Origin of the sequence: Streptomyces sp. NPDC052687 (assembly GCF_040678395.1) — a bacterium.
In the GTDB taxonomy this organism is placed as follows: Bacteria; Actinomycetota; Actinomycetes; order Streptomycetales; family Streptomycetaceae; genus Streptomyces.
In genome coordinates, this window is sequence record NZ_JBFATR010000003.1 from 141,261 (window position 1) to 156,295 (window position 15,035).

At 65.6% G+C, this 15,035-nt stretch carries 12 protein-coding genes, 1 tRNA gene and 1 pseudogene; 3 read left to right on the forward strand and 11 right to left on the reverse strand.

What is annotated here, in order from left to right; genetic code table 11:
* Positions 1-620 precede the first annotated feature (620 nt).
* The 8 genes from AB0K92_RS05435 to AB0K92_RS05470 form a co-directional block, all read right to left on the reverse strand.
* Positions 621-1,322: a DUF5994 family protein gene (locus AB0K92_RS05435; RefSeq protein WP_365919630.1), complete on the reverse strand. Its 702-nt coding sequence runs from the start codon at positions 1,320-1,322 to the stop codon at positions 621-623.
* Between the two features lie 549 nt (positions 1,323-1,871).
* Positions 1,872-3,119, reverse strand: coding sequence for a DUF4365 domain-containing protein (locus AB0K92_RS05440; RefSeq protein ID WP_365919632.1), 1,248 nt, complete (start codon positions 3,117-3,119; stop codon positions 1,872-1,874).
* 394 nt (positions 3,120-3,513) lie between these two features.
* Complete coding sequence (locus tag AB0K92_RS05445) at positions 3,514-4,362, reverse strand: hypothetical protein (protein WP_365919634.1); 849 nt, start codon at positions 4,360-4,362, stop codon at positions 3,514-3,516.
* 186 nt (positions 4,363-4,548) lie between these two features.
* Positions 4,549-5,289, reverse strand: coding sequence for an HNH endonuclease signature motif containing protein (locus tag AB0K92_RS05450; RefSeq protein WP_365919636.1), 741 nt, complete (start codon positions 5,287-5,289; stop codon positions 4,549-4,551).
* A 571-nt stretch (positions 5,290-5,860) separates the two neighbouring features.
* Complete coding sequence (locus AB0K92_RS05455; RefSeq protein WP_365919638.1) at positions 5,861-6,178, reverse strand: DUF2326 domain-containing protein; 318 nt, start codon at positions 6,176-6,178, stop codon at positions 5,861-5,863.
* The gene (locus tag AB0K92_RS05460; protein WP_365919640.1) at positions 6,178-7,605 is read right to left on the reverse strand and encodes a hypothetical protein; all 1,428 of its coding nucleotides are present in this window, start codon (positions 7,603-7,605) and stop codon (positions 6,178-6,180) included. The genes AB0K92_RS05455 and AB0K92_RS05460 overlap by 1 nt, the downstream gene beginning before the upstream one ends.
* Before the next feature lie 11 nt (positions 7,606-7,616).
* Positions 7,617-7,841: an ABC-three component system middle component 6 gene (locus AB0K92_RS05465; RefSeq protein ID WP_365919642.1), complete on the reverse strand. Its 225-nt coding sequence runs from the start codon at positions 7,839-7,841 to the stop codon at positions 7,617-7,619.
* Positions 7,838-8,347 (reverse strand): hypothetical protein, encoded by a 510-nt coding sequence (locus AB0K92_RS05470; protein WP_365919644.1) that lies wholly within the window; start codon positions 8,345-8,347, stop codon positions 7,838-7,840. Before AB0K92_RS05470 ends, AB0K92_RS05465 begins: the two co-directional genes overlap by 4 nt.
* 537 nt (positions 8,348-8,884) lie before the next feature.
* On the opposite strand from AB0K92_RS05470, the pseudogene AB0K92_RS05475 reads away from it, so the two are divergent.
* Positions 8,885-9,685, forward strand: a pseudogene (locus AB0K92_RS05475) (site-specific integrase); the annotation flags it as partial.
* 106 nt (positions 9,686-9,791) lie between these two features.
* Here AB0K92_RS05475 and AB0K92_RS05480 read toward each other — a convergent pair.
* Positions 9,792-9,864 (reverse strand) — tRNA-Arg (locus AB0K92_RS05480).
* A gap of 81 nt (positions 9,865-9,945) precedes the next feature.
* Complete coding sequence (locus AB0K92_RS05485) at positions 9,946-11,208, reverse strand: M6 family metalloprotease domain-containing protein (RefSeq protein ID WP_365919646.1); 1,263 nt, start codon at positions 11,206-11,208, stop codon at positions 9,946-9,948.
* Positions 11,209-11,882: 674 nt separating this feature from the next.
* Here AB0K92_RS05485 and AB0K92_RS05490 point away from each other — a divergent pair.
* Both AB0K92_RS05490 and AB0K92_RS05495 read left to right on the forward strand, forming a co-directional pair.
* Positions 11,883-12,527 (forward strand): helix-turn-helix domain-containing protein, encoded by a 645-nt coding sequence (locus AB0K92_RS05490; protein WP_365919895.1) that lies wholly within the window; start codon positions 11,883-11,885, stop codon positions 12,525-12,527.
* A 284-nt stretch (positions 12,528-12,811) separates the two neighbouring features.
* Positions 12,812-14,359 (forward strand): MFS transporter, encoded by a 1,548-nt coding sequence (locus AB0K92_RS05495; protein ID WP_365919648.1) that lies wholly within the window; start codon positions 12,812-12,814, stop codon positions 14,357-14,359.
* Between the two features lie 156 nt (positions 14,360-14,515).
* On the opposite strand, the gene AB0K92_RS05500 is transcribed toward AB0K92_RS05495, so the two are convergent.
* On the reverse strand, positions 14,516-15,028 hold the full coding sequence (locus AB0K92_RS05500; protein ID WP_365919650.1) for a MarR family transcriptional regulator: 513 nt from the start codon (positions 15,026-15,028) through the stop codon (positions 14,516-14,518).
* Positions 15,029-15,035 lie beyond the last annotated feature (7 nt).

Below are 15,035 nucleotides of genomic sequence, written 5' to 3' on the forward strand. Positions count from 1 at the left end.
GCCGCCCCGGGAGCCGCTGGGACCGGGCCACGGGTCAGGTCTGTACGTCCTCCGTGGCGGACACTTCACGCGGAACGCGGAGGCAAAAGGCGTCTGCTTCGTCGGTCAGCGGCTGCGCAGGCCTTCTGTTTCTCGTGGGTACCCGGCCGCGGGTGTCTCACACCGTGCCAGACGGAGACTCCGGAATGGTCCGTGTGCGTCGTCTCGGCGGACCGGCTCAGGCCGGTGCAGCCGATCCCGTTGCTACGGAAGTCATGACGCCTCGGTCGGATGTTGCTCAGACGCCCCGGTCCACGGGTCCCGGCCGCGCCCCACCCGGTCCGGGGCCCGGGGGTACGCCCCGGGCACGCGTCGCCGCGGTCTGAGCCGACGGTTCCGCGGACTGAGCCGATGGTTCCGAGACGCGGCCGGGCAGCCGGCGCGGAACCCGGATGATCACCTGTGGTGCGGGGTACGGCTGTGGCACGCAGCGGCCGCGGCGGCCGGGCCGGGGTGTGCTGTACCTGTACGCGGCGATCCTGTCGGCGTGCTGCAGGCCGAGCCGGTGAATCACGTACGCCCCCGCTGCGATGAGGACCACGAAGGCGGCGGCCGTCAGGAAGATGTTCATGGCGGCCACCTCACATACCGATGATCAGCCGGCTGGCAGGCCCCGGTGGACCGGTCTGTCCGGGAACGGCCGCGGACACCGCCGAGGCGCCGCCCTCGTACTCCCATGCCTCGTCCGGGCTCAGTGACCGGCCGGCCGCCAAGACACCGTGCCCGGCCTCCTCCGCGGCGATGAGCGCGCTCGCGGTCAGGGGCGGGCCGTGGTGCTCGGACGCGACAGCCATCAGCCGGGCCGCCGACTCCGCCCCGGTCTCGGGCGGGATGACCAGCAGGTCCCAGCGGCCGGTGCCGTAGGAGAGCAGCAGCAGCTTGTGCGGGTCGATCTCCGGGCTGAACCAGCCGACCTTGACGATGTGCCCGTCCACGGGAATTCTGCGGGGGATGACCGGCCAGTGCTCCGGATTGACGGCGATGCGGGTGATGCGGCCCCAGCGGGCATCCAACACGTCCGTGAGCGCCGACAGTTCGCTCAGCAGATCGCGGGACCGGGGCCACCAGGCTCCGTCCAGGAGCCCCCGGGGGGTGCCGTCGGTCTTCAGCGCGAGACGCACGGCCGGGGCTGCGACGGGCTCGGGGTGCGGCAGGGTGGGGTAGGTCGCCGACATGATGCGGACCCGTCTCCGGGCCGCCTCTGCGGCGGCCCGGGTTTCATCTTTCGCCGAGAACGACCCGGCGTGGAAGCCGGAGTGCGAAATGCCCTCGGTACTGTCCACACTACTCCGCGTTTCGCTGCGGCGCGGAGCAGCGGCCACATGGAGTTGGAGTACCGGCCGGGTGATCTCCCGGCAAGTGCCTCGGCGCGTGCCGGGTAGTGCCCGTCCTTCGCGCTGAAGGGCCGTCGCCACCGGGCGCGGCCGACGCAACGGTGTCGGAACGGGTCGTCGATCCACTGGTCATCGGTCGGGTCTGCACAGACTGTGTACTGCGTAGTCCTGTGGTCGGCACATGCCACAGCGCAGCGGCAGCCCTCCGTAGGGAACGTGCGGCGAGGGTGCAGCCACCCTGTAGTCAGGCGGGGCGCTTCCGCCAACGGGAAGGCCCCGGACCCTCCCTCGCCTGGGAGTCCCGGGGCCCTCGCCCTGCTCAACACTGTGCCCCCGGCAGGATTCGAACCTGCGACACCCGCTTTAGGAGAGAGGCTGGGTGAGCTGCGGCTTCGCGGCTAGGGAAGGGAACGGCTACTCGACCGCCAGCCACCAGTGTTGACCGTGGCTGACCGCTGCGTCTGGCACGGTTGTGGCACGAACTTCAGCCGACGACAGTCAGCCACGTTGGTGTGTGGTCTCCTGCTCAGGGATGCGCCAGACGATTTTGATCTGTTCGTCGAGGGGGAGTGAGGGGCCGCCGATGTAGATACGGTGGATGAGGTAGTGGACGGCAAGGCGGAATGCCTCTGGCTCGATGTCGTCAATCGTCGCCACCGTTGCCCTGCCGAGCTTGTTTACCTGGCGGACGATACGGGGCTCGCTTTCGAGGGGGCCAAGTTCGGCGACGATCTCCGCTGGGAGTTCGCCGTCCTCGCGCAGGGCCAGGATCGAGCCCTGCAGCAGATCGGGCTCGGCCTCGATTCTGTCGATGATGCGGGCGAGGACGTATGCGTGGAGCACATCTGCTGCGATGTTGCCGTGTTCCTCGGGCTCCTCGCCTGTGCAGCTCGGGCACCCCTCGCACTCGACGGGTGTGACGAGTTCGTCCTCAGGTCCTTCGTCGGCCTGCCGGGTGGAGAGGAAGCACGAAGCCACCCACATGACTTCGGTTCGGCTTAGCTCCAGGTCTTCCGCGGTCGGCAGGTCCAGGTCGCCCCATTCGCGCTCGGGGCCGCCGTTGTTCCGGTCCTCCGGAGGCGGAATCTCGGAGCGCATCAGGGACTCCAGGCTGACCAGATACGGATCCCAGTCGTGGGCACTGAGCAGTAGCGTCGCCAGCGCGTCCCCCGGGCGTTTCCAGAATATGAGGTCTTCGTCGTAGCCGTTGACGAAGTGCAGGACGTAGTCTTCCGGCGCGAAATCGACTCCCGACATCTCGCCGAGGTGGGTGAGGACGGCCTGCCGGCCTCGGTAGCGTCCGACGTAGCGGCGGGCCTGAGCGACGAAGGACGCCATGGTGGTGTCGTTCAGCACTGCGTTCGGGCTGACACCGATGAAGCGGGGCGGATTGAACGGACCGGACCGTCGCAGCTGTTGGGTGGCGTTCGCCCAGTGCAGTTTCGTGGTGCCCGGGTCGTATACCACGCAGTAGACGGGGATGTTCCCGTCCGCCCACGTGCCGCTGTGGTGGTCGACGGGCACCGCATAGCCGTTGCCCCGGCGCCAGCTGTCCCCGCCCTTGACCTGGACCTTGATCGTGTCGCTGGTGATCTCGCCATCTTCGGTGAAGGTGACGTACAAGTCCTCGCCGAAGTCGTTCTGCCCGGATATCTCCTGAACGATGTGGTCGTGCTCTTCGAGTAGAGCGCGCAGCGCGTTCACGGCGGCCTGTCCCACGCGCCGCCCTTTCGGGATCTTCGGCATACCACCCTCTCCTGGAGCTTCGACCGCCCGGGCGGATTTGGGGCGGCGTCATACCCGTCACTCTGCCCCATCCCTCTGACACCGGGCAGGGGAGGAGAATGGGACATTGGAGCCCGCTGACTCGGCCGAGCCCAACAACGAAGCCCCAGGCCGCTGACCTGGGACTTGAAGAAGAGCGGGTGACGAGAATCGAACTCGCGCTCTCAGCTTGGGAAGCTCGGGTCATTCACGGACGGTTGCTGGGCTGACCTGCGGCGGAGAAGCACTGGGCCTTGGTGGGCCGACATCGTGTTGCCCGTGGTTCCCCGCACGATCTGGCACGGTTCTGGCACGTGCTTCTCTTTCCTTCGTGACCTGTGCAGCGCGCGTCAGCCGGGTGGGAGCATGCCAACTGCTAGTCCGAGTTCTGAGGCTTGAGGTTGTGGTACGCCCTGGGATGAGTGCGCAACTGGCCCTTGAGGTAACGCCGATCACGCAGGTTCGCCATCACAGCGTCGTAGTGAGCGTGCTCAGCGTCCCAATCGCGGTCAAGGTGGGGCATTGGTTGGTTAGACATCTCGCGGGCGAGGTCGTACAGATCCCTTCGCCAAGCCGGGTCAATGGCCCGCTCGTCGACAACCGCGTTGCGGAAGGCGAAGCACGCGAAGAGGGCTGTGGACGCGAGAAGGCCGACGGCTTGCTGACAGGCTTCTTGGTCGAACGTGATGGCTGAGTTCAGGAAGAAATGATCGTCCTCTACCGTGATCTGTCCCATGCAGGACTCAGCCGTTGGGTGCGCCCAAGCTGAAGCCTCCACATAGAAGTTCTTGTACTTATCAACCTCGTGTGCGGAGTCCCCTCGTACGTCGCTGAGCCACTGGCGTACACGAACATCAGGAAACCACCTGCCGTCACGAAGCCATTGTTCAGCCATCTTGGGTTCCTTGGCCAACACGCGGGCTAGACCGGCAGACTCATACACCGAACGTAGCAAGTTGCGCATCTCTGCCAGATAGCCATGGCTCGTGACCAACCAAGCTGCCCGTAGCTGGGTGAAGCTTCGAGCCAATGCCGCGGCGGCAGCGAGTTCGTTCTCGAAAGTCTCCTCGAACGGAAAGCGGTCAACGCGGTACGTGCCGAAGTGCAGAAGAGCCATAGCACGCCCGAACCAGGCACTCTCGGGCCAGTTAGGTGCGGACTCGAGGAAGCGTCCCATGTGTACCACGTCGTCGGGGAGTTCGCCCAGATCGTACTCTTCTTCCATGCGCCCATAGTCTCGCCCTGTACTCACTGCCGCCACCACATTTGTCAGACGCTGCAACGGCTCCAGAGGCCGCTTGGTACCTGGGCAACGCAGCAAGTCACGGCACAGATGTGGCGCCCGCTAGCCCACCCTTGTTGACCGCTGCTGACCCGTGCATCTGGCACGGCTGTGGCACGCGGCGATTGGTCAGAATCGCTTGCCAGTACCGCCTAGTCCCCTGAGGGGTTCTATGGCTGCGCCTTCTGGTTCGCGCAATGGAATTTCCTCTGGGTCTACTGCTAGCTCCCTGCATATTTCAGCATGAAGGTCCTCCTCTAGAAGATCGAGTTCATATCTATCGTGTTGGTCGGCGCCAGGGTGAGTGCTGGGCCACAGGCCATCAACAACGTCATCGGCCCATGCTTTCTCCCACCGGAAAACGGCATGAGCCTTACGGGCAGTCTCGGGGTCACACACGTTGCTGAGCTGCACCAAGGCATCTCGTGTCTCTTCTGCGCTACGAAGACACTCCGCGACTTCTGACTGCCTCACCTCGTCCGGATCCTCGTTCACATCGGCCAGCGCGATCGATCCGATTGCCCCCTCCCAAGAGCGGCATTTACCTTGAAACGCACGATAGAGAACAAACAGTCGAGCGCGTTGCAGGGACTTGAGTCCGTCTACTGGCTGAGGGACGAGCAGGCGGAGATTCGTCTTGTATTGGAACATTGCTCGCCGGTCAATATGTCCGTTATCGTAACGCGTGTGGCATGTCGGACATAGGGCAATCATGTTGTCGAACGTGTGCTCTTGCACCTTCGCCCAGGGCACGATGTGGGCTAGTTCAACTGGTGTGGACCGGCAGGCGGGTATCGCGCAACGGTGGCCGGCTTCAACGAGGAGGCGACGTTCGAGTTCGCGCGGGACTGCGGGCCGATTCTCAGGCATGTGCTCAGGTTACTTACGAAGCATGAGAGCGTCCGGTCATCAGTGCTAGGAACTTGATCCCTTGGCGGTTGACCGCGGCAGTCACCATGGGACGCTGTCGGGCAACCCATGGCCCCTTCCCTGAAGTGTTGTGGCACGTCGGCTTGGGAGGCTCAGGTGATCGCGGCGCATTCGCTGGTCTGATCTGCAGGACAGTGGGCGGGCGTTCCCTCGATTGCTGAGTCCGGTGTCCGTTGTTCCCCCCGGTTCCCCGTTCGATCTGGCACGCGTCTGGCACGGCTCCGGCTGGCCGGTGCGTGAGCCCACTGGGCCGCGACCATCGCCTCAGGATTTCGATCCGGACCGGCTCCGGCTGCTGCTGCCGACTCATGCGACGGCCGGACAGAGACGATGGAGTACGCCTCCGTGCGGTGTCGTTGATGTCAACCATGGATGTCAGAAGCTCTCGTCGGGCTCGGCTGCCCTTTCCGTGGCTCCCGCTCCGGCTGAACGCAACACGGGGCCGCGGTGGAGCTGCACTCGTCCTCAGAGAGGCGCTGTGGCGCCCAAGAGCATCGCTGGCCAGCAGTCTTCAGGAAACCGTCTGACCAAACCGAAATCCCAGCAGGGCGTCTTCTGGTCGCGCGTCTCCGAGTCGCAGCCTTACGTGGTCTTGCCATTGAAGGCCGATCTCGCGGAGATCTGCGATTGGCAGGTTATCGCTGTTGATGAGCGCAATGTACTGGAAATCCAGACGTTTGCATGCTTGCTTCCCGTAATCCAATGCAAGGGCGATCTGGCGCTCGTCGACACCTTCGAAAAGCAGACTGTCATGAATTAGGAATCCAGGACTAACTAGCGCCCCCTGCCAGACCTGTGCGAGCGCAATATCGTAGGAGTAGATGCTCATCAGATCCACTCCGTTTGAGCCGCGGCGCTGCATCTTCGTCTCGAAGACGAAACCGTTTCGTTCAGGCCAAAGTTAATTTCCCCAGGTTGACCGTAGAGATATTGCGTAACCTCCACGAATCGAGATGTAACGGACGACCATTTCGGACGACGCTCTGCGCGATCCAACAGTGCTCGACTGAGCAGAGCTTGGCGTCCTGAGGCAACCGTCGCTTCTTCAGCTGCGGAGCTCTCTAGTTCGGCGATCCTCTTTCCGATTTCTTCGAGGCGTTCCTCGGTTCGGCCCAAGCGGAACTGCAACTGCCCGAGATCTTCGACTGCGCCACCCTCGTTGAGCAGTCGAATCAACTCTGCCCGCTGATTGTCTAGCTCGTTCAAGGTGGCTGAAATTTCACTAGCGCGCGCCCGCAGGTGCACGACCTCATTTTGCAAGTATTCTCGACGGTGTGCTGTCACCTCATTATGGAAGCGGATGACATCCGAAAGTTCCCTGCTTACGTTGTCGGGAAATAGAAGCCCTACTTCATTATAAATGTCCTTTACTCGATTAAGATCGCCCGGCGACTCGGCAGACATCTGTTCCTCGTACCGGGCAATCTTCTGTTTCAGGATGGCCGACTCATTCACGAGTTCGCGCATCTCTGTCGTCAGATGCTGTGTCTGTTCCTGAACTGCTGAATATTCCGGCACGACGCGAAACTCCGCTACTTGATTGCGTAGACGCTGCTGGTCGGCAAGTAGTCTTACTTGTTCGTTCTCCAGAGCGGCCAGAGTGGAGCGTTTATAAGTCGTCGATTCCTGGGAAGGTGCACGAACCTTCTTTTCCTGATCCTTAAGTACCTGCCACTCGGATGCATGGCGCCAGTTGAGTCCCACAAGGAACGCGTTGTAGACCTGCTTCTGGTAACTGCGGATCTGGCGCGATGTGGTGAACGGATCAAGGTACGCGTCTCGTCCCGATCGAGCGAAATACGAGATGAGTGCACGGAACGTTGGAGAGTATTTTTCTGCCGCCATCTCCTCGGTGAGACCGAAGCAGATTTCTCCCAAGATTTCTTTCCAGCTCTTGACGGAGATTTCGATGTCACCGTTCAGGGAAACTTTCGCTGCATCCATCGAAGGTAGATCGCGGGCAGGATTGGTTAGAGTAACGACGGCCGGCTTATCCAGCGAGCGCCGTACAGTGAAACTACAAAAACCATATTCTAGATCGAGAGAAAACTCCCATTCGTCCCCTCGTAGTTGATAGATCACGTTCTTCTGGGTTACTGAAGAGCCGAGGCAAAAATGGACAATCTCAACGAGGGTGCTTTTGCCTACGCCGTTACGTGAGTCGCGATCGCTGGAAGCTGCATTGCGCTCGGCGACGATTAGATTCAGGCCATCCTGGAATGACACTTCGCGGAAGGAGCCCTTGTTTGCTCCCACCTTCCTAATCTTTAGCGACGCCATGAGAGAGTTCCCTTGTCCAGTTCGACGATTCCGACCGTGTACAAAAAGTCGAGACAAAGAACGAACCTCTCATAGGAGATATCGAATCCTTTCTCGCGAACTTCATCCCACAAGGAAGAGACGGTTGTGCTGTTCTTGCGCAACGCCAGGATAGAACTCGCCTGACCCAAGATTGAGTTCTTGGTGTTTACGTACTTATTCGGGGCGATCATGAGGCGGTCTCAAAGATGTCGCACACCTGGAAGAGATGGGCTAGTACAGCTAGACCTGCTGCATGGCGCTCGAAGTCAGCCGAACCGCCAGTGGCGAAGCTTTCCATGAGTAGAAATAGCCCGTCGCCTTTTATCCCTGTGCTCCGGTGTCTGTCATACTCATATCTGAACCCCGCGATCAACCTTGGCGGGAAGTCCGGGTCGACATGGGTGACCATGCTTTGCAAGTACTCCGCCACGAGTGGAGCTTGCATTAGCCCCATAGTGATCTTTTTGGAGCTACTAGGGCCGAGGTCGTTGAGATTTATTTTCTCGCGAGGTGGCAGCGAGTGAAGAGCTGTTGAATCGGCGAGTTCGCTCGAAATGAGTCGGCTGCAGACAACCTCAAGTTCCGGGAACTTGATATCGCTCATCTTGTTCTCAAGATTATCATCTACCCAATCGAGGTGCTCCTTCTTCATTGCTCTCAGCACCTCATCGGGGTAGTCGGCCGGCTGGCCGTCCACGAGTCTGTGACAGGCCGCACATAACGTAGTAGGTTCTCGAAACTGTTCCTTTCCTTGTCGGAGACAGTCGAGTCGGCGCGCGGGCCGTCATTGGAAAAGGCCACGATATGCGCAATGTCGCCAACAATCGTGGTGCTGCTCTGTTCCGTGGCGGGATAGATGAGCTTCCTCCGGCACGATGGAAAGGCGCAGCGACCAGCGGCGGAGCCGAACAGCTGCTTGATTGTCTGCTCCGTGTAGGACCTCGATGCCATGCTCCCCCCCAACTTCATTGCTACCAAGCTATGTTCATGTGCGGATCAGTGCCAGATCCACGTAGGCTCATTGCTCTGGCCGGTGTGGCAGAGCCGCGCAGCGGCGTGCTCGTGGACGCGCCAGCGAACTACCAGTCTCAGGTGCAACGCTCTGGGTGCGCTGCCGGTCACTTGTGAACTGAGGTCGGCGGAGCGGGTTTGGCCGGTGGCCTGCCCAGTCTGGGGTCGAGCATGATCAGGGGGCCGTACGCTGGTTGGCAACTCGGGCAGGCTTTGGACCTGCGTGGCCGACGTGACGACGGCCCGGGTGCGCGGCTGGCGCGGCAAGCTCCTCGCGGCCGGCGTCGGTGAGCCGTCGGTGGTCAAGGCGTACCAGCTGCTGCGTGCCCTGATGAACACGGCCGTGGACGACGAACTGATCCGGCGGAACCCGTGCCGCATCAAGGGCGCGGACCGCTACGACGTGCCCGAGCGGCCGGTCCTCACGGTGGCGGAGGTCTTCGCCATCGCCGACTCCATCGCGCCGCGCTACCGGCTGCTCGTGCTCCTGGCGGCCTTCACCACCCTGCGGTTCGGGGAGCTGGCGGCCCTGCGGCGACGGGATGTCGACATGGAAGGGCTGACCGTCACCGTGCGCCGTGCTTAGGCCGAGCTGCAGGACGGCCGGCTCTTCGACAAGGCGCCGAAATCCGCAGCCGGGGTGCGCTCCGTCTCCTTCCCGGCCGAACTGCTCGACGCGGTCACGCACCACCTGGAGCGCTTCGCCGCTCCCGGCCGCGACGGGCACGTCTTCGTCGGGCCGCAGGGCGGGCAGCTGCGGCGGAGCAACTTCCGGGACGACTGGGTCAAGGCCCGGAAGGCTGCGGGTGTCGCGGCCGAGCTGCACTTCCACGATCTTCGGCACACGGGCAACACGCTGGCCTCGACGGCCGGGGCCAGCACGCGGGAGCTGATGACGAGGATGGGGCACAGCAGTTCCCGGGCCGCGCTGATTTACCAGCACATGACCAGTGACCGGGACCGGGCCATCGCCGATCGGCTCGGGGCCATGATCCGCGACGGTGGGGGAGGGGCCTCCGGCTAGGGAATGTGGACTCCGCGTGGACTCTAGTGGCACGCGTGTGGCACGACCCCGGACACGGCGAAGGGCCAGCCTGGGAGGAAACCCTCCTAAGCTGGCCCTTTTCCTGTGCCCCCGGCAGGATTCGAACCTGCGACACCCGCTTTAGGAGAGCGGTGCTCTATCCCCTGAGCTACGAAGGCAGTGGGGTGGGCGGGCCGTGGGGCCTGCGTCACCGCGGCCAGTGTAGCGGGTGGCGGATCAGGGGGTGGGGGAGCGGGAGGTCAGCTTCTGGTGACTCTGATCGTGTGCTGGTCGTCCTCGTCCGCCGACACCACCGAGATACGGATGCCGTGCCTCGGGTCCTTGAAGGTGTCGCCGGGGGAGAAGGGCGCGTCGGAGAGTTCGGCGTGGACGTTGGGGCTGCGGGTGCAGCCGCCGCTGTCGCGGTGGGAGTCGTAGACGCTGACCGGGCCCTGGCCGGTGTCCACCGTCGCGTCGACCTTGTAGATGAGGATGCCGGGGCGGCACACCGCCTCGTCGTTGCCCTCACGGGTGCGCAGTTCGACGGCGTAGCCGGTGCGGCGGTCGAGGGGGACGAAGACGAGTTTCGGGCCGCCGGGGCGGGCGAGCGGGGTGAGGGTGTGCTCGGTGGTGCCGGGGCGGGCGGCGCAGGCGACCTGGATCGCGTCCAGCCAGCCCAGCTTCCACTTGTGCCAGCCGAGCAGATCGTTGTTGGCGCCCCAGTCCTCGCTCATGATGTCCCAGTGGCCGACGGCCCCGCCGCCCTCCTGGGTGTACAGGTCGGGCAGGCCGAAGACGTGCCCGTTCTCGTGCGGCAGGACGCGGTAGCCGGTGCGCGCGTAGGTGCCGGAGCCGTCGTCCTGGCGGGAGTAGACGAAGGACGCGTTCGCGACCGGCACCCCGTCCGCCGTGGGCGCCTCCGCGTTGCCGGCGAACGTCACCGACAGGACCGTGTCCAGCGCGGACGGGCCCGCGTTCGGGGTCACCAGCACGTTCAGGAGGTCGTACGAGCGGAAGTCCACCTCGGGATCGGCCGCGGCCACGATGTCCTGGACCAGCTTGCGGTAACCGGGGTCGAAGGGCGCGCCGCGTTCTATGCCGTACTCCTCGAAGGTCCGCGGCATCCGCAGCCACTCGCGGATGGGGGCGTCCGGGCGGTAGTCCAGTCGGCCGTAGGAGCTGGTGCGGAACCACTCGCGGGTCTGCGGGAAGAACTCGCGGTAGCGGTCCAGTGCCTTGCCGCTGCCCGGCGCGTCCGCGAAGTCGATCATCAGGGTCAGCGCGCGGACCGTGCCGGTGGAGGGGGAGTAGCCGCTGGGGGTGGGGATGCCCTCCGACATCTGGACGTCCCGATCGCTGCGGATCATGCAGGGGGCCAGGGCCGAGGACTCGGCCGCGGTGGCCGGGCGGGGGCCGGCCGTCGCCGGGCCGTCGGTGAGGTGTCCGCCGGCCGCGGAGGTGCAGAGCGCGGCCGTGAGCGCGGTCACCGCCGCGAGGGCCGCGGTGCGTCTGAGGGGACTCATGCACCCGATGCGGGTGATGCGCCCGCCGCGTCGTGGTCGGTCGCCGTCGCCGACGCGGTGTCGTGAACCGTCGCTGCCGTGCCCGGCCGCCCGCTCGCTGCCCTGCGAAGCCGCCCGCTCGCTGCCGTGCCTGGCCGCCCGCTCGCTTCCCTGCGAAGCTGCCCGCTCGCTGCCGTGCCTGGCCGCCCGCTCGCTTCCCTGCGAAGCTGCCCGATCGCTGCCGTGCCCGGCCGCCCGCTCGCTTCCCTGCGAAGCCGCCCGCTCGCTGCCCTGTGAAGGCGCCCGCCTGCTCCCCTGCGGGGCCGCCCGCTCGCCGCCGTCGGGCCGTGCTCGGCCGTCGAGGAAGGCCCCGGGTGCTGCCGGGCGTATCCGACGGCTGGGCGGCTGCGGCTGCATGCATGGACCTTTCGCTCCAGGCAGCCGCCGTTCTCCGGCTGCACCCTCGCGATCACCCTCGGCCGGGCGCGGCGCGGGCGCGCGCTGGCGGAGCCGATCGTGGGTTTCTCGCGCGTAGGTGCGTGATTCAGGTCACATCAAGTTTTTGGGCTCGGTCGGAAATAACCGGGGAACCCCTCCCCGTTTAACCCTGCGTACGGGCGAAACGGGGACTCGCTCCCCGGATCACCTCAGCCACACTCACCGCCACAGCCAGAGTCACTTTCTTGGAGTACGCCGTGCAGACCGCCACCCCCGCGCGCCGCAAGGCGACCCGGCCGCGCGCCGACGCCCTGCGCAACCGGGAGCGGATCGTCACCGCCGCCCGGGAGATGTTCGTCGAGTTCGGCCCGGACGTGCCGCTCGACGAGATCGCCCGCCGCGCCGGTGTCGGCAACGCCACGGTGTACCGCAACTTCCCGGACCGCGACGCGCTGGTCCGCGAGGTCGTCTGCGCGGTCATCGACCGTACGGTGCAGGCGGCCGAGCGGGCGCTCGCGGAGACCGGGGACGCCTTCACGGCCCTGGAGCGCATCGCGCACGCCGCCGCCGACGAGCGGATCAGCGCCCTGTGCCCCATGGTCAGCAGCACGTTCGACCGGCACCACCCGGACCTGGAGGCCGCGCGTCTGCGGTTCGAGAGGCTGGTCGGAGAGGTCATGGACCGCGCCAAGGCGGCGGGGCAGGTCCGTCCCGACGTCGGCGTCGGCGACCTCATGCTCGGCGTCGCCCAGCTCAGCCGGCCCCCGGCCGGTACCGCCTGCATGAGCGCCGACCGCTTCGTCCACCGTCATCTCCAGCTGTACCTGGACGGGCTGCGGGCTCCGGCCCCCTCCACGCTCCCGGGTACGGCCGTGACCCTGGAGGACTTGCGCCGGCCCTGACACGCACAGCGAAACGCGCAGCGACACCCGCAGTGCTACGCACAGCGACACGCACAGCTCCGATGGATCAGACAGAGCAGTTCCCTCGTTCATACGGCCGTCGATGGTGACGCGTCGTTCCCAGGCCCTGGGCGCAGGCGGTTGACCGCTGACCGTTCCCAGGTCATGGCCGTTCCCTTTCCGGCCGGCTCCCGGGTCCGCCCTCTTTCCCTTCCCGACAGCCTTTTTCACCAGTTTTCTCACCAGCTTCTTCACCGTCACGAAGTTCCGAAGTGGGTACCTCCATGTCTCAAACAGCCGCCAAGGCTTCCGCCACACCCGTCCCCGCCCCCGACCCCGGGCGCTGGAGAGCGCTCATCTTCATCGCGCTCGCCCAGCTGATGGTCGTGCTCGACGCGACCATCGTGAACATCGCCCTGCCCTCCGCCCAGCAGGACCTGGGCATATCGGACGGCAACCGGCAGTGGGTGGTCACGGCGTACGCCCTCGCCTTCGGCGGTCTGCTGCTGTTCGGCGGCCGGATCGCGGACCTGTGGGGCCGTAAGCGCGCCTTCGTCGTCGGTCTGGCCGGCTTCGCCGTGGCCTCCGCGCTGGGCGGTGCCGCCACCAACGAGGCGATGATGTTCGGCGCCCGCGCCCTCCAGGGTGTCTTCGGCGCCCTGCTCGCGCCCGCCGCGCTCTCGCTGCTCGCGGTGATGTTCACCGACGCCAAGGAGCGTGCCAAGGCGTTCGGCATCTACGGTGCGATCGCCGGTGGCGGTGGCGCCGTCGGTCTGATCCTCGGCGGGTTCCTCACCGAGTACCTGGACTGGCGCTGGACGTTCTTCGTCAACATCCCGTTCGCGGTGGCCGCCGCGGCCGGTGCCTGGTTCGTCATCCGTGAGCCGGAGGGCGGCCGCAACCGCAACCCGCTCGACATCCCGGGCGTCCTACTGTCCACGCTGGGCCTGGTCGCGCTGGTCTACGGCTTCACCCGCGCCGAGTCCGACGGCTGGAGCGACAGCGTCACGATCGGCATGTTCGTCGGCTCGGCCGTGCTGCTGCTCGCGTTCGTGCTGGTCGAGGCGAAGGTGAAGGCGCCGCTGCTGCCGCTGCGCGTGATCACCGAGCGCAACCGCGGCGGTGTCTACCTCTCCCTCGGTCTCGCGATCATCGCGATGTTCGGCCTGTTCCTCTTCCTGACCTACTACCTGCAGATCGTGAAGGGCTACTCGCCGGTCAAGACCGGTTTCGCCTTCCTGCCGATGATCGCGGGCATGATCACGGGCTCCACCCAGATCGGCACCCGCCTGATGACCCGGGTCGCGCCGCGCCTGCTCATGGGCCCCGGCTTCCTGGTCGCCGCGGTCGGCATGCTGCTGCTGACGCAGATGGAGATCGACTCCTCGTACGCCGCCCTGCTGATGCCGGCGATGCTGCTGCTGGGCCTCGGCATGGGCACGGCGTTCATGCCGGCGATGTCCCTGTCCACGCAGGGCGTCGAGGCGCGCGACGCCGGTGTCGCCTCCGCGATGGTGAACACCTCGCAGCAGGTGGGCGGCGCGATCGGTACGGCGCTGCTGAACACCATCGCGGCCTCCGCCACCACGTCGTACATCGCCGACCACCTCGGCTCGGCGACCTCCCGTTCCCAGCAGCAGCTGGTCCAGCTGGAGGCCATGGTGCAGGGCTACACGAGCGCGATCTGGTTCGCCGTCGGCATCCTGGTGGCCGCCGCGGCGATCGCCTTGACCCTCGTCAACGCGGGGCGGCCGGGCACCACCACGGTCACCGGCTCGGGCGCGGGCGCCACGGCCGAGGACGAGGTGCCGGTGCCGGTGATCGCGCACTGACCACCGTCCCGGGCCCGGCGGCCCACTCCGGCCGCCGGGCTCTGCCCGGTCTGCCCGGTACGAGGTGCTGGCCGCCGGCTCTCGTCCAGCTCACATAACCCCCGGCTGACACAAGCCCCGGCTCACACGAGCCCCCGGCTCGGACAACCCCTCGGCTCACCTGAGCCACGGCAGATCCGCGCCCGCCTCGGCCGGCTGAAGTCCCTCGGCGATGATCCGCATGATCTCGCCGAGGGACTTCTGCTGTTCCGGGGTGAGCCGGTCGAAGACCGCCTGCCGGACGGCGGCGACATGGCCCGGCGCGGACCGGCGCAGCACCTCCATGCCCTCGTCGGTGAGGACGGCGAACTGGCCGCGCTTGTCGGAGGGGCAGTCCTCCCGGCGGACCCAGCCGCTCTTCTCCAGGCGGGCGACGGCGTGCGAGAGCCGGGAGCGGGTGATCTTGGCGTGCTTGGCGAGTTCGGTCATGCGCAGCCGGCGGTGCGGCGACTCGGCGAGCTTGACCAGCAGGCCGTAGTACACATGCGGCATTCCCGCGTCACGCTGGAGCTGACGGTCGAGATGGTCCTCCAGCAGGGTGGCGGCCTCGATGTACGAGCGCCAGACGAGCTGTTCCTCGGCGGTGAGCCAGCGGGGCTCCGCCGGGTCGGGTGCGGCTGCCGTGTTCATGAGTACC